Source organism: Aeromicrobium sp. Leaf291, assembly GCF_001423365.1.
GTDB lineage: Bacteria > Actinomycetota > Actinomycetes > Propionibacteriales > Nocardioidaceae > Aeromicrobium.
The window spans coordinates 1,915,639-1,935,541 of sequence record NZ_LMNM01000001.1 but is presented as its reverse complement, the minus strand read 5'-3'; the positions used below and the strand labels follow the sequence as shown (position 1 = coordinate 1,935,541).

The following is a 19,903-nucleotide window of genomic DNA, read 5'->3' as shown; positions in this document are numbered from 1 at the left end:
CCATGACGACCTCCACGCGCCGGCGAGCGCCCCTCCTGCGCGCGACCCGTCCGCGCCAGTGGACCAAGAACCTCCTCGTGCTCGCGGCACCCCTCGCTGCCGGGGTGCTGACCGACGGAACCGTGCTCCGATCGGTCTCGACGGCCCTGGTGGCCTTCACGGCGTGCGCCGCGGCCGTGTACCTGCTCAACGACGTGGTGGACGTCGAGGACGACCGTCGTCACCCCCGCAAGCGTCACCGTCCGGTGGCGTCCGGGGAGCTGTCGAGGTCGACGGCCGTCGTCTTCGCGGCCGTGCTCGCCGTGGCAGGAGTGGGACTCGCCGTCGCCGTGCGACCCATGCTGGCCGCGGTCCTTCTCGTCTACCTCGTCGTCCAGGTGGCGTACGCCTACTGGCTCAAGGACCAGCCGGTCCTCGACCTCGCCGTCGTCTCCTCGGGGTTCCTGCTGCGGGCGATCGCAGGGGGCGTCGCCGCCGACGTGCCCCTGTCGCAGTGGTTCCTCCTCGTCGCCTCGTTCGGATCGCTCTTCATGGTCGCGGGCAAGCGGTACTCCGAGCTGCTCGGTGTCGGCGCCGAGGGGGGCACCCGGCCGTCGCTCGCGCTCTACTCGGAGTCCTACCTGCGCTTCGTGTGGAGCACGGCCGCGGCCGTCGCCGTCACGGCGTACTCGTTGTGGGCCTTCGAGATCCCCTCCGACGCCACGGTGAACTGGCAGGCCCTCTCCATCGCGCCCTTCGTGCTGGGCATGCTGCGCTACGCGGTGGACATCGACCGTGGCCTCGCCGGGGAGCCCGAGGACGCGGTGATGCGCGATCCCGTGCTGCTCGTCCTGGCCGCGGCCTGGATCGTGCTCTTCGCCGTCGGGGTCTACGTCTCGTGACGCCGCGCAGCCTGACCGGCTGGGGCCGGACCATGCCGACGGTCTCGACCGTCGAGACGTGCCGGTCGGTCGCCGACGTCCGGTCCGCCCTCGGGGCCGGCGGTCCACGCGGCGCGATCGCCCGTGGGCTCGGACGCAGCTACGGCGACCCGGCGCAGAACGCCGGCGGCACGGTCCTGGACCTCACCGGCATGGACCGCGTCCTGGACGTCGACGTCGCCGCGGCGACCGTGACGGTGGAGGCCGGGTGCAGTCTCGACCGCCTCATGAGACTGCTCCTGCCGCTCGGTCTGTGGCTCCCGGTCGTCCCCGGGACCCGACAGGTCACCGTGGGTGGCGCCATCGCCGCGGACGTCCACGGGAAGAACCACCACCGCGACGGCAGCTTCGGCAGGCACGTCACCGAGCTCGAGCTGGTGCTGCCCTCCGGCGACGTGCTGACCGTGCGTCCCGACGACGCCGATCCCCGGCTGTTCTGGGCGACGGTCGGCGGCATGGGTCTCACCGGCATCGTCACGCAGGCCACGATCGCCCTGCACCGCGCCGAGACGTCATGGTTCGTGGTCGACACCGAGCGCACCGACGACCTCCGGACCCTGCTGGCCTCACTGGCCGAGCGCGACGCCGCGTACCCGTACTCCGTCGCGTGGTTCGACGCCGCTGCCCGGGGGTCGGCGACGGGCCGTTCCGTCATCACCCGTGGCCGCGCCGCACGGCGAGAGGACCTCGACGCCGCCCGATCCGCGGGCCGTCTCGAGCTGGCCGCTCCCCAGCTGGGCCGTTTCCCGCTCGTGCCCCCCACGAGCCTGGTGAACCCGGTGACGGTCCGCGTCTTCAACGAGCTCTGGTTCCGCAAGGCGCCGCGGCACCGGGTCGACGAGCTGCAGGACGTGACCCAGTTCTTCCACCCGCTCGACGTGGTCGCCGACTGGAACCGGGTCTACGGGCCCCGAGGCTTCGCCCAGTACCAGTTCGTCGTGCCGTTCGGCGCCGAGTCGGCGCTGCGGGACATGGTCACGACGCTCGCGGCGTCCGGTCACGCCTCCTTCCTCAACGTCCTGAAGCGGTTCGGCGCTGCCGACCCGGCCCCGCTGTCGTTCCCGACCCCGGGATGGACGGTCGCGGTGGACCTGCCCGTCCGACGAGGTCTCCAGCCCCTCCTGGACCGGCTCGACGGGATCGTCGTCGACGCCGGAGGACGCCTGTACCTGGCGAAGGACTCGCGCACCTCGGCGGCCACGCTGTCTCGGATGTACCCCCGGCTCGACGAGTTCCGCGCCGTGCGTGACACCGTCGACCCCCGACGCGTCCTGCGCTCGGACCTGTCCCGCCGACTCGACCTGTGAGGCCCTCGTGATCAACGCCCTCGGCATCCCCACCTCCGTCCTGCTGCTCGGAGGCACGTCCGACATCGCGATGGCCACGGCCGAGGCGTGGGCGCGTACCTCGCCCGGTCTCGAGGTGACGCTCGCCGCCCGACCAGGTGAGCGGCGCGACGACGCGGTCGAGCGGCTCCGCGCCCGCGGGTGTGTGGTGACCCCGGTCGACTTCGAGGCGGCCGACACCTCGAGCCACGCTGCCGTGGTCGACGCGGTCCCCGGCGACGTCGACGTCGCCCTGGTGGCCTTCGGGGTGCTCGGTGACCAGGAGCGCGCCTGGACGGACGTCGGTCTCGCGCACGAGATCGCGACCGTGAACTACGTCGCCGCCGTGACGGTCGGGGTGGCGCTCGGGGCACGGATCCGGCGTCAGGGACACGGTGTGGTGGTGGCGCTGTCCAGCGTCGCCGGTGAACGGGCACGCCGCTCGAACTTCGTCTACGGCTCGAGCAAGGCCGGGATGGACACGTTCTACACGGGCCTCGGGGAGGCCGTGCGCGAGCACGGCGGGCGGGTCGTCGTGGTGCGTCCGGGATTCGTGCACTCGACGATGACGCACGGACTCGAGCCGGCTCCCCTGGCCACGACGCCGGAGGCCGTGGCTGCGGCGATCGTCGACGCGGTCCGGGACGGTCGGGAGCAGGTGTGGGTGCCCAAGCCGCTCCGAGGCGTCATGTCAGGGCTCCGGCACGTGCCGCGGCCGCTGTTCCGCCGGCTGCCCCTCTGAGCCGCGGCTCGACGTCAGGCTGCCCCCCAGGCGACGGGCCGCGCCGGTGGCGCTGCCCGCGAGGGCTGCGCCCACCACCACGGCCCACACCACCCAGACCCCGGTCATCACGGCCCGGTCCGTGTCGTCGACCCCGACCTCCTTCGCACCCTCGACCGCGTACACCCGCAGGTCGGTGCCACCCAGGAGCTCCAGGCCCCGCACCGACCGGGCGGCACGATCGGCCTCGGGAGCCGTGGTGTCGAGCACGACGAGCCCGATGCCGAGCCGCGCCAGCGCGCGGGGCACGTCGTCGGACGCCAGGGCGCGTCGCACGGCGGCGGCCCGCGGGTCCTCCCCCGCGACGGTGCGGCCGGACACGACGAGCCGGTCGTCGGTCACCGTCGGCCGGTCGAAGAAGCGACCCGCCGGGTCGAGCACCGGGCGGCCCGCGTTCCACGAGGGCGCGCGGTAGGCGGTGAAGGGCAGCACCACGAGGTCGCCCTGCACCGTCGACCGTTCGACGACCAGCCGCGCGGTCTCCCACGACCTGGGGTACTGCACGGGCTCCAGGCGGCCCCCGATCCCGTCGGCCAGCGCGGGGAGGACGGCCAGCGGCAGCAGCAGGCCTGCGACGGCCGGTGCCGCAGCGAGCCCGCGCGACCGGGACAGGGCCACGAGCCGGTCGGCGCCGAGGCCGAAGCCGACCACCAGTGCGGGGGCCACGAGTGCGAGGTAGCGGGCCCCGTCGCGGAGCACCGCCGCCGGCCCGAACGCAGCCACCAGGTCCGCCAGGGCCGTCGGCGCGAGCCACCCGGTGAACGCGACGGCGAGACCGGCCACCGCCACCAGGAGCACGGCGACGAGGTCGGGACGAGCGGTCCGAGCCAGCACACCCAGCCCGAGCAGGGCCAGGGCCCACACCGTCACCGTCAGGACCACCACGAGGGTCGATCCGCGGCCCTCGGGCACGACGTCGGCGTTCCAGATGCCCCCGAGCGAGAACGCCGTGCCGACGTGGCCGAGCAGTCCTTCCGAACGCAGCGCGAAGGCCTCGACGCCGCCGGGGTCCGCCCGCACCGATCCGCGCAGGAACGACGAGACCAGCCACGGTGCGTTGAGCAGCGCCGCCAGCACGGTGATCCGCACCAGACCGAACCGCGCGCCGGCGAGGACGGCGACGGCGAGGCCCATGAGCCCGCCGGCGGGCGTGAGCGCGGTCCCGGCCAGCGCCAGCACGACCGTGCGCAGCCGTGGGTCGTCGCGACGCAGCTCGGCCACGAGCCACAGGATCGCCGCGTAGCCGAGCAGCATGGGCCACTGGCCGATGGCCAGCCGCTCCAGCACGTACGGGTTCCAGATCGCGATCGTCGCCGCGGCCGTGCGGCCGGCGAGGCCCGCCGTCGCGACCAGTCGGGCGCCGCCCACCCCGGCGAGGAACAGGGCACCGAGCAGGACCAGTCTCTGGACGAGCTGAGGGTCCACCACCGCCCCGAGCACGGCCACCACGGCGTCGGAGGGCACGGCGCGCGGCAGGGCCGAACCGAGCCCCCACAGGTCCGGACGCCCCAGGTCCAGACGCGGGACCCAGACCATGTCGTAGGACAGCACGAAGCCCGGCCGGAACCAGGGCAGCCCCACGAGCACCGCCAGCAGCAGGCTCCACTGCAGGACGATCGTGCGGCGCCACGCGGCCATGTGCCTCCCTTGTCGAGGACAGACTAGGTGAGCAACCTCCCCCCGCCGGACGATTCGGCGAGGCGCGGGAACCAGGCCGTCGCTAGGGTTGCCCGGTGACGAGCACCAGCCACCGCCTCTCGAGCGGATCGACGGTGGCGCTCGGCATGATGGGGATGAACGTCGCGATCTACGGGTTCACCGTCGCGGCCGCCCGCAACCTGGTGCCTGCCGAGCTCGGCGCCCTGGTGGCCCTCCTCGGCATCCTGCTCATGGGCAACGTGGTGTCGCTCGGCATCCAGGCCGTCACGGCGCGCCGCATCGCCGTGGCCCCCGACGATCGCGCCGACGTCGTCGGCGTCGTGGTGCGAGTGACGGCCGCCGCAGCGCTCGCGGTGGGCGCCGTCGTGGCGCTGCTTTCGGTGGTGCTGGTGCCGTTGCTGCGCCTCGACTCGCCGTGGCCGATCGTCCTCGCCGGGCTGACCCTCGTGCCCCTCACCGTGATGGGCGCGCAGGCCGGGGTCGCGCAGGGCTCGGAGCGGTGGGGGTCGCTCACGGCGATCTACCTCGCGAACGGGCTCGGCCGCCTCGTCCTCGGGACGGCGGCCCTCCTCGTGGAGCCCTCGGCGACGTCGGCGATGGTGGGCATCGCCCTCGGTGCGTGGGTGCCCGTCCTGGTGGGCGCCCCGCTCCTGCGCGGCCACGTGCTGCACCCGCGCGGGATCAGCCGCCGCCCGCTCGTGCGCGAGGCCGTCCTCGGCTCGCACGCGCTGCTCGCCTACTTCGTGCTGAGCAGCCTGGACGCCCTGGTGGCCCGCAACCGGTTCGAGGCCGGCGAGGCCGGGCTCTACGCGGCCGGGCTCATCCTCTCGAAGGCCGCCCTGTTCGCCCCGCAGTTCGTCAGCGTGGTCCTGTTCCCCGACCTCGCGCGCGACGAGACCCGCCGGGCCCGGACCCAGGCGGTGCTGGCCGTGGCGGGCCTCGGAGCCGTGGCCGTCGCTGCGACGGCGCTGCTGCCACGGCTCGCGCTCGTGCTCGTCGGCGGCGAGCAGTACGAGGAGATCGCCGGCCGCCTGTGGCTCTTCGCCCTCGCCGGGTCCTGCCTGGCCGTCGTGCACCTGCTGGTCTTCGACGCTCTCGCCCGCCACGCGCACGGAGTGGTCGTGCTCGTGTGGGCCGGCGCCGCCGTGGTGGTGGGCGTCGCCTACGGGCTCGACGTGCACCTGACCGGGCTGGTGACCACCGTGGCCTCGGTCTCGGCCGTCCTGGCGGTCATCGTCTGGTTCGTCCCGGGGCGGACGACCACCCAGGACCACTGACGGTCCTCCACCCCGCGAGGGGCCACGCAGGGTTCAGTGCGCGGCCTCGTGCCACGTGCGTCCGGTGCCGACCGACACGTCGAGCGGGACGGACAGGTCGGCCGCCGCGGCCATCTGCTCACGGACCAGCGCCTCGAGCGTGTCGCGCTCCCCGGCGGCGACCTCGAGCACGAGCTCGTCGTGGACCTGCAGCAGCAGCCGCGACCGCAGGCCCTGCTCGCGCAGGGCGGCGTCGACGCCGAGCATGGCGACCTTGATGATGTCGGCCGCGGACCCCTGGATGGGAGCATTGAGGGCCATGCGCTCGGCCATCTCCCGCCGTTGGCGGTTGTCGCTCACCAGGTCGGGCAGGTAGCGGCGTCGGCCGAGGATCGTCGCGGTGAAGCCGGTCTGGCGGGCCTCCTCGACGACGCCGTGCAGGTAGTCGCGCACCCCGCCGAAGGTCTCGAAGTAGTCGTCCATGAGGCCCTGCGCCTCACCGGTGGAGATCTGCAGCTGCTGGCTCAGCCCGTAGGCCGAGAGCCCGTAGGCCAGGCCGTAGTTCATGGCCTTGATGCGGGCCCGCAGCCCACCGTCGATGTCGGTGGGCTCGCGCTCGAAGACCTTGGCCGCCATGACGGTGTGGAAGTCGTGGCCCGACCGGAACGCCTCGATGAGGTCGGCGTCCTCGGACAGGTCGGCCATGATCCGCATCTCGATCTGGCTGTAGTCGGCGGTCAGGAGCGTCTCGTAGCCCTCGCCGACGGTGAAGGCCTCGCGGATGCGTCGGCCCGACTCGGTGCGGATCGGGATGTTCTGCAGGTTCGGGTCGGCCGAGCTGAGCCGGCCCGTGGCCGCGATGGTCTGGAAGTAGGTCGTGTGGATGCGCCCGTCCGGCTGCACGGTCTTCTGCAGACCCTCGACGGTCTGCCGCAGCCGGGTGACGTCGCGGTGCGCGAGCAGGTGCTCGAGGAACGGGTGCTCGGTCTTGACGAACAGCTGCTGCAGCGCCTCGGCGTCGGTGGTGTAGCCGGTCTTGGTGCGCTTGGTCTTGGGCATGTCGAGCTGGTCGAAGAGCACCTCCTGCAGCTGCTTCGGCGAGCCGAGGTTCACCTCACGGCCGATCGCTGCGTAGGCCTCGTCGGCCGCGGCCACCATGCGCTCGGTGAACTCGGCGTGCAGCGCGTCGAGGTGGTCGGTGTCGACCGCGATGCCGGCGGTCTCGGCCCGCGCGAGCACGTCGACGAGCGGCAGCTCCAGGTCGTCGAGCAGGCCGAGGGACTCCTGCTGCTCCAGCTCCTCGCGCAGCACGGTCCAGAGGTCGAGGGTGGCGCGTGCCCGCTGCGCGGCACCCTCGGCGCCGGCCGTGTCGTCGTCGAACGCGAGCTGCCCGGAGTCGTCGCTCACCGCGATGTCGCGCTTGAGCGAGCGCAGGGCGAGGTCGGCGAGGTCGTAGGAGCGCTGGTCCGGACGCACCAGGTAGGCCGCGAGCGCCGTGTCGGCGACGAGGCCCTGCATCGTCCAGCCCTGCGCGGCGAGCGCGTGCAGCTGCCCCTTCGCGTCGTGCATGACCTTGGGCCGGGCCGGGTCGGCCAGCCAGCCCTGGAGGGCGGCGTCGTCGTCGGGTCCGAGGGACTCCGGGGACAACGAGACGGCGCGGCCGCCGGGCGTGGCGATCGTGACGGTGTCGACGCGGGGGCCGACGGGTCGCAGGACTCCCGCCACCTCGACGCCGACGGCCTCCTCGCCCAGGTGCTCGTCGATCCAGGCCGCGAGCCCGCCCTCGCCCGGCAGGTCGACCTCGACCTCGACCGAGGCCGCGTCGGTGGTGGCCTCGTCGCCGCCACCGAGGTACTCGAAGAGTCGCGTGCGCAGCGCGGCGAACTCGAGCGCGTCGAAGACCTGGTGGATGGCGTCGCGGTTCCACTCGGTGCTGAACGCCAAATCGGCCGGCTTGGCCGGGAGTTCGAGGTCGCGGACGAGCGCGTTGATGCGCCGGTTGCGCAGGACGGAGTCGAGGTGCTCGCGCAGCGACTCCCCCGCCTTGCCGGGCACCGCGTCCACGTCGGCGACGAGCGCCTCGAGGGAGCCGTGCTGGTTGATCCACTTGGCGGCGGTCTTGGGACCCACGCCGGGGACGCCGGGGAGGTTGTCGCTCGTCTCGCCCACCAGGGCGGCGATCTCGGGGTAGTGCTCGGGCGTGACGCCGTACTTCTCCTCGACAGCCGCCGGGGTCATGCGGGCGAGGTCGGAGACACCCTTGCGCGGGTACAGCACCGTGGTGGTGTCGGTGACCAGCTGGAGGGCGTCGCGGTCGCCGGTGCAGATCAGCACCTCCATGCCGGCGGCCTGCGCCTGGGTGGCGAGGGTGCCGATGATGTCGTCGGCCTCGAAGCCGTCCTTCTCGAAGCTCGTGATCCCGAGGGCGGCGACCACGTCCTTGATGAGCGTGACCTGCCCCTTGAACTCGTCGGGGCTCTTGGCGCGGTTGCCCTTGTACTCGGCGTACTCCTCGGTGCGGAACGTCCGGCGCGAGACGTCGAACGCCACGCCGACGTGCGTGGGCTGCTCGTCGCGCAGCACGTTGATGAGCATCGAGGTGAACCCGAACACCGCGTTGGTGTGCTGGCCCGTGGTGGTGGAGAAGTTCTCCACGGGGAGGGCGAAGAAGGCACGGTAGGCGACGGAGTGACCGTCGATCAGCAGCAGTCGATCCACGCGCTCGACTCTAGACGCTCGGACCGACACGGCTCGGGGTGCGGGGGCGGGCGATGGCGGCCACCGGTGGTGCGCGCGTCTCGGGCCTGCTGCGGCGCCGGTCGCGGTCATCGCGGCAGCTGCTCGGTGCAGCACCTGCGGGGCTTCGGTGAGCTGCTGCGGTGCCTGGTGGGCCTCGGCTCGCTGCCGCGTCGCCCGCCGGAGCTTCGGCTCGCTGCTGCGCTGCCGCGGCTCGCGCCCCGATCGGTCTCCGAGAGGGCCTCGACCGGGCGGCCGGCGCGGGACGCGGTCCGGGTTCTCGGGCTGTGGCGGGTGCTGGTCGGACGCAGGAATCTGCGTTCACGCGTGGGGGACGCACGATTCTGCGTTCGCGTGTGGGGGACGCAGGATGCTGCGTTCGCGCGCTGGAAGTCGAACGCTTCTGCGTTCGTGTCGGGATCCGGTCGTGAACGCAGCATCGTTCGGGCCTGCGCACGTGAACGCAGCATCGTGGCCGCCTGGCCGCGCGGGCTGGCAGGGATTCTCCCTTCCCGTGGACCGGTCCACGAGAAGGGAGAATCCCTGACCCTTCCGCCCTCGACATCGGTGGACCCTCAACCTCTGCAGGCCGTCTGCGGTGGAGGATCCACCGATGGCACGCACGAACGAAGAATCCTGCGCCGATCACGCGCAAAGGAAGAATCGTGCGTCACCCGCAGCACCAGACCGGACGCCGCGATCCCGGAGCGGCGCCCACCCAGCCCCCCGGTCGAGGCCTTTCGGAGATCACCCCCAGCGAAGGCCGAGGCGTCGCAGCAGCAAGCCCACGACCACCGCAGGCAGCGCACCAGCACGTCGAGACGAACCTCAGGCAGCGCAGCAGCGGCGACGACGCCCACCGGCAGCGCTCCAGAGAGACCGAGACCAACCCCGGCCCGGCCCGGCTCGACCCTCAGACCTTGTCGGCGCGCCGCTCGTCCTGGCGCCGACGCAGCGTCCGGCGGACGGCGATGAGCTTGCCGGTGTCCCTGGAGTGCGTGGCCTTGGAGCTGAGGCGCGAGCGGAGCCGGCTGGCCTGGATCGCCCGCACCGCCGCGACCTGGGTGAAGCCGATCTTGGTGAGGTAGCGGTGCGGCTCGCGCGCCATGAGCGGGATGGCCGCCACGACGATCTCGCAGGCGTGCTCCTCGCCGTAGGTGGCGGCGGCCGACAGCAGCGTGGCGGCGACGTTGCGTCGGCGGTGGCGCGGCGACACCTGGATGTCGGTCACGAGCAGGATCGGCGTGAGCGTGATCGGCGTCAGCGTGCTGAGGTCGCACACCGTCGCGCCGACGATCTCGCCGTCGACGAGGGCCACGATGATCCGCTTGCCCGGCTTCGCCAGGTTCTGCTCGATGGCCGACGCGGCCTCGGCGACGCTCGGCTCACGGAACAGCGACTGGTAGGAGAACGCCTCGGCACCCTCGTCGTCGCTCGCCTTGGCCGACTCCGCCCACAGCTCGACGAGCGCGGCTGCGTCCTCGGGCACCGCGTCGCGCATCACGATCGGTGAACGAGTGGCCATGGTGTCCTCGGCGGGAGTGGTGTCTGGACCGGGTCGGCGCCAGTGCCACGATGGGCGACGTCGGGGTGGGTCGCGCCGGCAACGGCGAGAAGGAGAGCGTACATGTTCATCGGGGCAGGCACGCTCACCAACGTGCTCACCGTGCTCGTCGGCGGTGGGCTCGGGCTCCTCGTCGGGCACCGCCTGCCCGAACGCGTCCGCACGACCGTCACGTCGGCACTCGGCCTGGTCACGCTGCTCATCGCCGCCGACGCCGCCGCAGCCGTGAACAGCGACGCCCTGACCTCCTCGACCGGTCGCGGCGCGCCGACGCTGATCGTGCTCGGCTCGCTCGCCGTGGGCGGGATCATCGGCTCCTTCGCCCGGCTCGAGGACCGGCTCGAGGACCTGGGCGGGGTCCTGCAGCGCCGCCTCGGCGGCTCGGCCGCCCGTCAGGTCCCCCTGGGCGAGCCCGCCGGCCCCACCACCGACGGCGGCCCCACCGACCGTGGCCCCGACGACGGTGACCGCGAACGCTTCGTGCAGGGCTTCGTCATCGCCTCGCTCGTGTTCTGCGTCGGGCCGCTCACCATCCTGGGCTCGCTGAACGAGGGACTCGGCCGCGGCGCCGAGCAGCTGCTGCTCAAGTCCACCCTCGACGGCTTCGCCGCCCTGGCCTTCGCGGCGGCGTTCGGCGCCGGTGTGCTCGCGTCCGCGATCTCGGTGCTGGTGGTGCAGGGATCGCTCACCGGGCTCGGCGTCCTCGTCGGCGGACTCCTGCCCGCCGCGCACCTCGACGCCGTGGGCGCGACCGGCGGCCTCATCCTCGTCGGGGTCGCGCTGCGGCTGCTCGACCTGAAGCAGCTCCCGGTGGCCGACCTGCTGCCCGCCCTGCTGGTGGCCCCCGCTCTCACGCAGCTCGCCGTCGCCCTCTCCTGAGTCGACTTCACAGAACTGTTACCTGGCGAGTCTCCGGATGGGACCTCCTGCCACCCTCCCGGGGATATAGTCCCCGGGACGAAGGCGCCACCTGCGCTGCCCGAACCTCCAGGAGACCTGCGTGCGACTGACATCCAAGGTCCTCGTGTCGGCGATCCTGGCGTGCCTGGTCGTCCTGGTGCCGCTCGGCGGCGCCTCGGCGACCGACGCGCCATCGCCCAGCACGAGCCCCTCGGCGCCCACCGCGGCCGCCACCCCGCCGGACGGCCCGTACGTGGGCGTGACGCTGCAGAACAGCGGCGCCGACGCCGGGCCCATCGCCGGAGCCACGCTGACGGCCTCCACGTCGGACGGCACGGAGGTCGGCGAGGCGGTCACGGGGCCTGAGGGCCGCGCCTTCATCCCGATCCCCGAGCGCGGCACCTACGTCGTCACCCTCGACGTCGACTCGCTCCCGGCCGGCATCGAGTTCGCCGGGAGCCCCGAGCGCACCGTGAACGCCCTCCTCGACGGCGGCAACTTCGTGCAGTTCCAGATCGGCGTGGTCGAGCAGACCGGCCCGCCGCTCGGCGAGCGGTTCGCCGCCGCCATGGTCAACGGCGTCAAGTTCGGCCTCATCATCGCGCTCGCGGCGCTCGGCCTGTCGCTGATCTTCGGCACCACGAAGCTGACGAACTTCTCCCACGGCGAGCTGATCACCTTCGGCGCCATCGCGACCTACGTCGCCAACCGCGCCTTCGGCCTCCCCGTGATCCTCGCGATCATCGCGGCGGTGGTCGCGTCCGCGGCCTTCGGCTGGCTCCAGGACAAGTTCCTCTGGAAGCCGCTGCGCAGCAAGGGCGTCGGGATCATCGCGATGATGATCGTCTCCATCGGCTTCGGACTCTTCCTGCGCAACATCTTCCAGTACACGTTCGGCGGCTCGCGACGCTCGCTGTCGCAGTACGTCAACCAGAGCCGTGAGACCTACGGACCGTTCTCGCTGGCGGACAAGGAGCTCGCGATCATCGGCGTCGCGGTCGTCGTCCTGACCGTCACCTGCGTCGTCCTCATGAAGACCCGCCTCGGCAAGTCCATGCGAGCGGTCGCCGACAACCCGGCCCTCTCGGCCTCGTCGGGCCTGCGGGTCGACGGCGTCATCCGGTCGGTCTGGGTGCTCGGCACCGCACTGACCGGGCTGGCCGGCGGCCTGCTCGCCGTCAACAGCCAGGTCAACTTCCTCATGGGCTTCAAGCTGCTGCTGCTCGTCTTCGCCGCGGTCACCCTCGGCGGCCTTGGCACCATCTGGGGCGCGCTCGTCGGCTCCATGATCATCGGGATCATGGTCGAGGTCGGCACGCTCGAGATCGGGTGGTGGCCCGGTGTCCCCTCGTCCATCAAGGAGGTCGGCGCGCTCGTCGTGCTGATCCTCATCCTGCTGATCCGGCCGCAGGGCATCCTCGGCCGCGCCGAGCGGATCGGCTGAAAGGGCTCTCATGGACTTCGGAAGCATCCTCAACTCGGCACTCTCCTCCGCCCTCGGGCCGCAGGCGATCGTGTTCGCGCTCGCTGCGATCGGCCTCAACATCCACTTCGGCTACACCGGCCTGCTGAACTTCGGCCAGGCCGGGTTCATGGCCGTGGGCGCCTACGGCCTGGCCGTCACGGTCGTCACGTTCGACCAGTCCTTCTGGCTCGGCATCGTGGTGGCCATCGTCGCCTCGATGCTGCTCGCCCTCGTGCTGGGCGTCCCGACGCTGCGGCTCCGGGCCGACTACCTCGCGATCGCCACCATCGCCACGGCGGAGATCCTCCGCCTGGTCTTCGGCGCGGTCGAGACGAAGGACGTCTTCGGCGGGTCGAACGGTCTGACGGGCTTCGCGTCGACCTTCCAGGACCTCAACCCGTACGGCGGCGGCATCGACCTCGGGATCGTCTCCTTCCGACGCGGTGACCTCTGGTCGCTCACCGTCGGCTGGGCGCTCGTGGCGCTGGCCTGCCTGCTCGTGTGGCTGCTGATGCGCAGCCCGTGGGGTCGTGTCCTGCGCTCCATCCGCGAGGACGAGGACGCCGTGCGCTCGCTCGGCAAGAACGTCTTCGCCTACAAGATGCAGGCCCTCATGCTCGGTGGCGTCTTCGGTGGCCTCGCCGGTCTCTTCCTGGCCCTCAAGCAGGCGTCGGTCGTGCCCAGCGACTACTCCACGAACGTGACGTTCTTCGCCTACACGGCCCTGCTGATCGGCGGTGCGGCCCGCGTGCTCGGACCGGTCATCGGCGCGATGATCTTCTGGTTCCTCATGGCCGGCATCGGCTCCTTCTTCAGCCAGGCCACGGCCGGCGACAACCCGCTCATCCCCGACTGGGCGATGAGCGACATCCAGGCCAGCCTGGTGCGACTCATCCTCGTGGGCCTGGGACTGATGCTCCTGATGATCTACCGACCCCAGGGAATCTTCGGCGACCGGAAGGAGCTGGCGATCGATGCCCGCTGACACCACCAACCAGGTCGACTCCCTCGCGGGGGTCGCGAACACGCCGGGCGTCGCCAAGCCCGACCCGATCCTCAAGGGCACCTCGATCACCCGGCAGTTCGGTGGCCTCAAGGCCGTCGACGTCGACCACGTCGAGATCCAGCGGGGCGTCATCACGGCCCTCATCGGCCCGAACGGTGCGGGCAAGACGACGCTGTTCAACCTGCTGACCGGCTTCGACGCCCCCGACACCGGCGAGTGGTCCTTCAACGGCTCGTCGCTGCAGAAGGTGCCGGCCTACAAGGTCGCGCGCCGCGGCATGGTGCGCACGTTCCAGCTGACGAAGGTGCTCTCGCGCCTCACCGTCATCGAGAACATGCGCCTCGGTGCCACGGGCCAGCGGGGTGAGAGCTTCTGGTCCGCGCCCTTCCGCGCGCTGTGGTCCTCCCAGGAGGCCGAGATCACCGCCCGCGCGGACGAGCTGCTCGCCCGGTTCAAGCTCGACGCCAAGCGCGAGGACTTCGCCGGGTCGCTGTCCGGTGGTCAGCGCAAGCTCCTCGAGATGGCGCGCTCCCTCATGGTCGACCCCGAGCTGATCATGCTCGACGAGCCCATGGCCGGCGTGAACCCGGCGCTGAAGCAGTCGCTGCTCGGTCACGTGAAGTCGCTGCGCGACGAGGGCCGCACGGTCCTGTTCGTGGAGCACGACATGGACATGGTCCGTGACATCTCCGACTGGGTCATCGTCATGGCGCAGGGCAAGATCGTCGCCGAGGGCACGCCCGAGCAGGTCATGTCCGACCAGGCCGTGATCGACGCCTACCTGGGTGCGCACCACGACACCGACATCACCGAGCTGGACGAGAGCGAGCTCGAGGCGGCCACCGAGGCCGAGCTCGACGAGGAGGCCTGACATGTCAGAGATCCACGAGCCCGGCCACGGCACCAGCCGCGAGGCGGCCCGCGACGCGAACTTCGCGGAGGAGCAGGCCAAGCACTCGGCCGGGGCCGAAGGTGCGATCCTGCGCGCCGACGGTCTGATCGCGGGCTACCTGCCGGGCGTGAACATCCTCAACAGCGCCGACCTCTACTGCCAGCCGGGTGAGCTCGTCGGCATCATCGGTCCGAACGGTGCCGGCAAGTCGACGCTGCTCAAGGCCCTGTTCGGCCTGGTGACCATCCACGAGGGCACCGTGACCCTCGACGGTGCCGAGATCACCAACCAGCGAGCCGACCAGCTGGTCACCAAGGGCATCGGCTTCGTGCCGCAGTCCAACAACGTGTTCCCGAGCCTGACGATCGAGGAGAACCTCGAGATGGGGTGCTACCAGGCACCCAAGCGGTTCGCCGAGAGGTTCGGGTTCGTGACGGACCTGTTCCCGCGGCTGGGCGAACGACGCAAGCAGCGAGCCGGCTCGCTGTCCGGCGGCGAGCGCCAGATGGTCGCCATGGGCCGGGCGCTCATGATGGACCCGAAGGTGCTGCTGCTCGACGAGCCCTCGGCCGGCCTCTCCCCCGTCCTGCAGGACGAGGTCTTCGTGCAGACGCGCAACATCAACAAGGCCGGCGTCTCGGTCATCATGGTCGAGCAGAACGCCAAGCGCTGCCTGCAGATCTGCGACCGCGGCTACGTGCTCGACCAGGGCCGCTCGGCCTACTCCGGCACGGGTCGCTCGCTCGGCAACGACCCCAAGGTCATCGAGCTCTACCTCGGCACCCTGGGCAAGAAGGCCAGCTGACGCCGCACCGCACCACCCACGACGAAGCCCCCTGTCCGACGGTCAGAGGGCTTCGTCGTGTCCCCGCCGCTCCCCCGACGCCTCAGGGCTGTGCCGGAGATTCCCAGGTCGACCTGGGGATCCTGCAGAAGCACGGGAAGCAACCCTGCAGACATGGGAAGGCCGTGCACTCCGACCCCATCGGTGGATCTGGCACGTCAGGAGCGCAGGTGCGGTTGCTGAGCCACCGATGAAGGGCGCGCGGTGCGTTCTCCGCCGAGTCCCCGCTCGGGCGGGAACGGCTCAGACCGCGGTCCGGAGGCTCGGTCGGGACGCTTGGATCGGCCCGGGAAACCTGCAGAAGCACGGGGAGCAACCCGTGCAGCTGCAGGGGAAGCCGTGCAGTCCGGAGGATTCCCAGGTCGACCTGGGAATCTCCCTGACGGTGGGGACGGGGCGGAAGGTCCGACGCGCGGACATGACGAGGCCCCCGGGTGGAACCCGGGGGCCTCGTGCGGGACGTGCGCTACGTCAGCGGATCAGATGTTGCCGCTGATGTAGTCGACCGCCTTGTAGGTGTTGTCGGCGCCGTACTCGTAGATGCCGATCGAGGCGGCCGTGGGGCTGCCCGTCTCGCCGAGCTCGATCGGACCGGAGACACCGTCGTAGTCGATGTCCGTGCCGTCGGCGAGCAGGTCGGCGCACGCCTTGAACTCGGTGCACTTCTCGCCGCCGGTCGTGATGCCCGGGATCTCCTTGGCGATCTTGTCGCCGGCGTCGCTGTCGGCCGCGATGGCCGCGAGCGCCGAGACGATGACCGCGTCGTAGGACTCCGCCGAGTAGGAGTAGTCCTTGAGGTCGGGGTCGACCTCGAGCAGACGGTCCTTGAAGTCACCCGAGGTCTCGGCACCGGGGATGGTGCCCTTGGTGCCCTCGAGCGTGCCGTCGGGCAGCTTGCCCGCGTAGTCGGCCGTGTTGCCGTCGACGAAGTACGTGTCGACGTCCTGCGGGCCGGCGCCGGCCTGGACCAGCTGCGGCACGATCGTCGTGGTCTCCTCGAAGGCGACCAGCACGACCGCGTCGGGCTTGGCGTCGGCGATCTCCTGGACCTGCGAGTCGTAGGACTGCGCGTTCTCGCCGTAGAAGACCGTGGCAGCGACCTTGCTGCCCGCGTTCTCCAGGCCCTTGCCGATCTCCTCGGCGAGGGTCTCGCCGTAGGCGTCCTGACGGGCGAGGATGGCGACGTTCTGCTTGCCGTCCTCGATCAGCAGGTTCGACATGACCGCACCCTGGAGGATGTCCGAGGGCGCCGTGCGGAAGTACAGGTCAGGCTTGGAGTAGTCGCCGTTGTCGAAGTCGGTTGACGTGTTGGCGGGCGAGAACATGACCGAGCCGGCCGACATGATCTTGTCGATGACCGTCATGGAGACGCCCGAGGAGGCCGCGCCGACGATGACGTCGGACTTGGCGTCGAGCAGCTTGTCGGTCTCGGCGGGGGCGATGCCCGAGTCGGTGTCGCCCGAGTCGGCCTTGACGCCCTTGACGTCCTTGCCGAGGACTCCCCCGGCCGCGTTGACGTCCTGGATGGCGAGGTCGACGCCGGCGAACTCCGGCGGGCCGAGGAACGCCAGGCTGCCGGTCTGCGGCAGCAGCGAGCCGACGGTGAGGACGCCGTCGGACTTCGACGCGGCCGCCTTGTCGTCGCCGCCGTCTCCGCCGTCGTCGCCACCACCGCAGGCGGCGAGCACGAGGGCGCCCGCTGCTGCGACCGTGGCCAGTCGCATGGTCCTGGTACTGCGCTTCATTGATCCTCCGGGGAACTGTGGTTCGGCCCCCGACGGGCCGAGCCGTAGGTCGAAACTAGTCGCCAGCAGGGTCACCGGGGTCAGCCTGGCAGGAATGTCGTGCTTCGTAGCCAAGTTGTAACCCGCGCGCTCACTCCGGCAGTTCTCCGGCGTCCCCACGAGTGGATCCGTCGACGCCGTGCTCGACCACGCGCTCGGCGACGGTCCGCATCGACATCCGCAGGTCCATGGCCGTGCGCTGGATCCAGCCGAAGGCCTCGGGCTCGCTCAGTCCCAGCGCAGCCTGCAGCTGGGCCTTGGCCCGCTCGACCACCTTGCGCGTCGCGAGCTGGTCGCTCAGGTCCTCGACCTCGGCCTCCAGGGCGGCCAGCTCCGCGAACCGGCTGCGGGCCATCTCGATGGCCGGCACCAGGTCGGAGGCGGTGAACGGCTTCACGAGGTAGGCCATGGCGCCGGACTGGCGCGCACGCTCGACCAGCTCGCGCTGGCTGAACGCCGTCAGCATCACCACCGGCGCGATCCGCTGGCCGGCGATCCGCGTCGCCGCGGCGATGCCGTCGAGCCGCGGCATCTTCACGTCCATCATCACGAGGTCGGGCTCGAGCGACGTGGCGAGCTCCACGGCCTCGAGCCCGTCGGCCGCCTGCCCGACGACGTCGTACCCCTCCTCCTCGAGCATCTCGGCGAGGTCGAGGCGGATCAACGCCTCGTCCTCGGCGATGACGACGCGAGGCCTCGCGGCGGAGGCGTCGCGGGCCGCGTCGTCGGGGAGGGCCGTCTCAGGTGGGGTGGGGCTCACGTGAGAAGGTTATCGGGCGCTCTGGGCGCGCCGACTTGGCGGAATGGTAGACGCGACGGTCTCAAAAACCGTTGTCCGAGAGGGCGTGCGGGTTCGAGTCCCGCAGTCGGCACATCACCCGGCGCCACCCCCGCGCCGCCGCGCCGGCGGACCGCCGGGGCTCACGTCGACGTGCCGCGGCCGGTCTCCTGCTGCAGCCGCTCGATGTGCTCGGAGGCCTCGGCCTTGGTGAGGTCGGCCGACAGCGTCTCCCCCGCGTCGCGGGCGAGCGTGTCCAGGTAGCTGCGCTGCGCCCCGGTCATGGGCTCGTCGCCGGTCACCCAGTCCTCCGGGTCCTTCTCGGTGGTCCCGCCCGCGTCGGCGCCGAGGACCTCGCCCGTGGGCCGAGTGGTGTCGTCACCGTCAGAATGCATGTTCGATTCAGTCATGGTCCCACCGTAGGCCGGGACCCGGACAGGCGCTCGTCGAGCGACGGCGCGCGGCGACTCAGTCCTCGTCGGAGGGGTGCGCGTAGGCCGGCACGACCCGGTTGATCGCGTCGCCCATGCGGTGGATCCGCAGGGCGTTCGTGGATCCCGGGATGCCCGGAGGGGCACCGGCGACGATCACGACCTCCTCGCCCTGCGTGCAGCGCGCGACCTCGAGCAGGCGCTTGTCGACCTGCATCACCATCTCGTCGGTGTGCTTGACCTCGGGCACCAGGAAGGTCTCCACGCCCCAGGTGAGGGCGAGCTGGTTGCGGGTGAGCGGGTCGGGCGTGAACGCGATGACCGGGATGGCCGAGCGGTACCGCGACATGCGCCGGGCCGAGCCGCCGATCGTCGTGAACGCGACGACGTAGCGCGCGTCGATGGACTCGGCCACCGTGGCGGCGCCGCGGCAGATGATGCCGGCGCGGGTCTTGGCCTGCCAGGTGTAGGCGGCCATGCGCGGCAGGCCGTGGTCCTCGGTGGACTCGATGATGCGGGCCATGGTGCGCACGGTCTGGATCGGGTACTCCCCCACGCTCGTCTCGCCCGAGAGCATCACCGCGTCGGCCCCGTCGAGCACCGCGTTGGCGACGTCGGAGGCCTCGGCGCGCGTGGGGCGCGGTGCCGAGATCATCGACTCGAGCATCTGCGTGGCCACGATCACGGGCTTGGCGTTGCGCCGCGCCTTCTCGACGATGAGCTTCTGCACGATCGGCACGTCCTCGAGCGGCAGCTCGACACCGAGGTCGCCGCGCGCGACCATCACGCCGTCGAAGGCGTCCATGATCTCGTCGAGGTTCTCGACCGCCTGGGGCTTCTCGATCTTCGCGATGACCGGACGGTGGATGTCGAGGTCGCGCATGACGCTGCGCACGTCGTCGGCGTCCCGGGCGTTGCGCACGAAGGAGAGCGCCACGAAGTCGACGCCCAGCTGCAGCGCAAAGCGCAGGTCGGCGATGTCCTTGTCGCTCATGGCCGGGACGCTCACGGCGACGCCGGGCAGGTTGATGCCCTTGTTGTTGCTGAGGCGCCCGGCGGTCTCGCAGATGGTGACGACGTCGGTGCTCGTGACCTCCACGGCGCGCAGCCGCACCCGGCCGTCGTCGACGAGGATCTCGTCGCCGGGCGAGACGTCGCCCGGCAGGCCTTTGTAGGTCGTGGAGGCGCGCTCGGCGTCGCCGGGCACGTCGTCGACGGTGATGGTGAACCTGTCGCCCAGCGCGAGGTCCACCGGACCGTCGGCGAACCGACCGAGCCGGATCTTGGGGCCCTGGAGATCGGCGAGGATGGCGATCGCCTTGCCGGTGCGCTCGGCGGCCGCGCGCACGTGGCCGTAGTTCTCCTCGTGGTCGGCATGGTCGCCGTGACTCATGTTGAGTCGCGCGACGTCCATGCCCGCCTCGGCGAGCTGGAGGATGCGCTCGGCGGTCCCGACGGCCGGTCCGAGCGTGCAGACGATCTTGGCTCTACGCACACCCCGACCCTACCGACGTGGGACCAGTACCCGCGAGTCACTTTGTGGTGCGGCGCAACAAATCTCC

General features: G+C 71.5%; 16 protein-coding genes and 1 tRNA gene. 10 read left to right on the top strand and 7 right to left on the bottom strand.

What is annotated here, in order from left to right; genetic code table 11:
* Positions 1–2: 2 nt before the first annotated feature.
* Genes ASF35_RS09570 through ASF35_RS09560 form a run of 3 tightly spaced genes read left to right on the top strand, consistent with a single transcriptional unit; the run spans position 3 to position 2,987 of the window.
* On the top strand, positions 3–881 hold the full coding sequence (locus ASF35_RS09570) for a decaprenyl-phosphate phosphoribosyltransferase (protein WP_055965885.1): 879 nt from the start codon (positions 3–5) through the stop codon (positions 879–881).
* Positions 878–2,227, top strand: coding sequence for an FAD-binding oxidoreductase (locus ASF35_RS09565; protein ID WP_235493023.1), 1,350 nt, complete (start codon positions 878–880; stop codon positions 2,225–2,227). Before ASF35_RS09570 ends, ASF35_RS09565 begins: the two co-directional genes overlap by 4 nt.
* A 7-nt stretch (positions 2,228–2,234) precedes the next feature.
* Complete coding sequence (locus ASF35_RS09560; RefSeq protein ID WP_055965883.1) at positions 2,235–2,987, top strand: decaprenylphospho-beta-D-erythro-pentofuranosid-2-ulose 2-reductase; 753 nt, start codon at positions 2,235–2,237, stop codon at positions 2,985–2,987.
* On the opposite strand, the gene ASF35_RS09555 is transcribed toward ASF35_RS09560, so the two are convergent.
* Positions 2,937–4,664: a hypothetical protein gene (locus ASF35_RS09555; RefSeq protein ID WP_055965881.1), complete on the bottom strand. Its 1,728-nt coding sequence runs from the start codon at positions 4,662–4,664 to the stop codon at positions 2,937–2,939. The genes ASF35_RS09560 and ASF35_RS09555 overlap by 51 nt on opposite strands.
* 95 nt (positions 4,665–4,759) lie before the next feature.
* On the opposite strand from ASF35_RS09555, the gene ASF35_RS09550 reads away from it, so the two are divergent.
* Positions 4,760–5,962, top strand: coding sequence for a hypothetical protein (locus tag ASF35_RS09550; RefSeq protein WP_055965879.1), 1,203 nt, complete (start codon positions 4,760–4,762; stop codon positions 5,960–5,962).
* Positions 5,963–5,995: 33 nt separating this feature from the next.
* Here the strand turns inward: ASF35_RS09550 and polA are convergent, their stop codons facing one another.
* Together polA and ASF35_RS09540 are read right to left on the bottom strand one after the other, a co-directional pair.
* Positions 5,996–8,659: a DNA polymerase I gene (gene polA / locus ASF35_RS09545; protein WP_055965877.1), complete on the bottom strand. Its 2,664-nt coding sequence runs from the start codon at positions 8,657–8,659 to the stop codon at positions 5,996–5,998.
* Positions 8,660–9,590: 931 nt separating this feature from the next.
* Positions 9,591–10,202, bottom strand: coding sequence for a GNAT family N-acetyltransferase (locus ASF35_RS09540; protein ID WP_082481990.1), 612 nt, complete (start codon positions 10,200–10,202; stop codon positions 9,591–9,593).
* A 102-nt stretch (positions 10,203–10,304) separates the two neighbouring features.
* On the opposite strand from ASF35_RS09540, the gene ASF35_RS09535 reads away from it, so the two are divergent.
* The 5 genes from ASF35_RS09535 to ASF35_RS09515 all read left to right on the top strand — a co-directional run bounded on the left by ASF35_RS09535 (position 10,305) and on the right by ASF35_RS09515 (position 15,309).
* Positions 10,305–11,120: a DUF554 domain-containing protein gene (locus ASF35_RS09535; RefSeq protein ID WP_055965874.1), complete on the top strand. Its 816-nt coding sequence runs from the start codon at positions 10,305–10,307 to the stop codon at positions 11,118–11,120.
* Positions 11,121–11,241: 121 nt separating this feature from the next.
* Positions 11,242–12,585: a branched-chain amino acid ABC transporter permease gene (locus ASF35_RS09530; RefSeq protein ID WP_055965872.1), complete on the top strand. Its 1,344-nt coding sequence runs from the start codon at positions 11,242–11,244 to the stop codon at positions 12,583–12,585.
* A 10-nt stretch (positions 12,586–12,595) separates the two neighbouring features.
* Entirely contained in the window at positions 12,596–13,591 is a 996-nt protein-coding gene (locus ASF35_RS09525) for a branched-chain amino acid ABC transporter permease (protein WP_055965870.1), read from the top strand.
* Complete coding sequence (locus ASF35_RS09520; RefSeq protein ID WP_055965869.1) at positions 13,581–14,483, top strand: ABC transporter ATP-binding protein; 903 nt, start codon at positions 13,581–13,583, stop codon at positions 14,481–14,483. Before ASF35_RS09525 ends, ASF35_RS09520 begins: the two co-directional genes overlap by 11 nt.
* A 1-nt stretch (position 14,484) precedes the next feature.
* Positions 14,485–15,309, top strand: a complete 825-nt coding sequence (locus ASF35_RS09515) for an ABC transporter ATP-binding protein (protein WP_055965867.1) — start codon at positions 14,485–14,487, stop codon at positions 15,307–15,309.
* A gap of 518 nt (positions 15,310–15,827) precedes the next feature.
* On the opposite strand, the gene ASF35_RS09510 is transcribed toward ASF35_RS09515, so the two are convergent.
* A complete protein-coding gene (locus ASF35_RS09510) occupies positions 15,828–17,093 on the bottom strand; it encodes an ABC transporter substrate-binding protein (RefSeq protein WP_055965865.1) in 1,266 nt (421 codons plus the stop codon).
* 130 nt (positions 17,094–17,223) lie between these two features.
* Positions 17,224–17,892 carry an ANTAR domain-containing response regulator gene (locus ASF35_RS09505; protein WP_055965862.1) on the bottom strand — a complete coding sequence of 223 codons (669 nt, stop codon included), beginning with the start codon at positions 17,890–17,892 and terminating at the stop codon, positions 17,224–17,226.
* A gap of 29 nt (positions 17,893–17,921) precedes the next feature.
* Here ASF35_RS09505 and ASF35_RS09500 point away from each other — a divergent pair.
* A tRNA-Leu gene (locus ASF35_RS09500) sits at positions 17,922–18,004 on the top strand.
* A gap of 49 nt (positions 18,005–18,053) precedes the next feature.
* Here ASF35_RS09500 and ASF35_RS09495 read toward each other — a convergent pair.
* Positions 18,054–18,320: a DUF3072 domain-containing protein gene (locus tag ASF35_RS09495; RefSeq protein ID WP_055965859.1), complete on the bottom strand. Its 267-nt coding sequence runs from the start codon at positions 18,318–18,320 to the stop codon at positions 18,054–18,056.
* 58 nt (positions 18,321–18,378) lie between these two features.
* Positions 18,379–19,836 (bottom strand): pyruvate kinase, encoded by a 1,458-nt coding sequence (pyk, locus tag ASF35_RS09490; RefSeq protein WP_055965857.1) that lies wholly within the window; start codon positions 19,834–19,836, stop codon positions 18,379–18,381.
* Positions 19,837–19,903: the final 67 nt, after the last annotated feature.

Excerpts from the sequence above, each read along its gene's own strand:
- ASF35_RS09535 (WP_055965874.1), top strand. The coding sequence starts at position 10,305 with ATGTTCATCGGGGCAGGCACGCTCACCAACGTGCTCACCGTGCTCGTC.
- ASF35_RS09520 (WP_055965869.1), top strand. The coding sequence starts at position 13,581 with ATGCCCGCTGACACCACCAACCAGGTCGACTCCCTCGCGGGGGTCGCG.
- ASF35_RS09510 (WP_055965865.1), bottom strand. The coding sequence starts at position 17,093 with ATGAAGCGCAGTACCAGGACCATGCGACTGGCCACGGTCGCAGCAGCG.
- ASF35_RS09570 (WP_055965885.1), top strand. The coding sequence starts at position 3 with ATGACGACCTCCACGCGCCGGCGAGCGCCCCTCCTGCGCGCGACCCGT.
- ASF35_RS09515 (WP_055965867.1), top strand. The coding sequence starts at position 14,485 with ATGTCAGAGATCCACGAGCCCGGCCACGGCACCAGCCGCGAGGCGGCC.
- ASF35_RS09555 (WP_055965881.1), bottom strand. The coding sequence starts at position 4,664 with ATGGCCGCGTGGCGCCGCACGATCGTCCTGCAGTGGAGCCTGCTGCTG.
- ASF35_RS09540 (WP_082481990.1), bottom strand. The coding sequence starts at position 10,202 with ATGGCCACTCGTTCACCGATCGTGATGCGCGACGCGGTGCCCGAGGAC.
- ASF35_RS09495 (WP_055965859.1), bottom strand. The coding sequence starts at position 18,320 with ATGACTGAATCGAACATGCATTCTGACGGTGACGACACCACTCGGCCC.
- ASF35_RS09525 (WP_055965870.1), top strand. The coding sequence starts at position 12,596 with ATGGACTTCGGAAGCATCCTCAACTCGGCACTCTCCTCCGCCCTCGGG.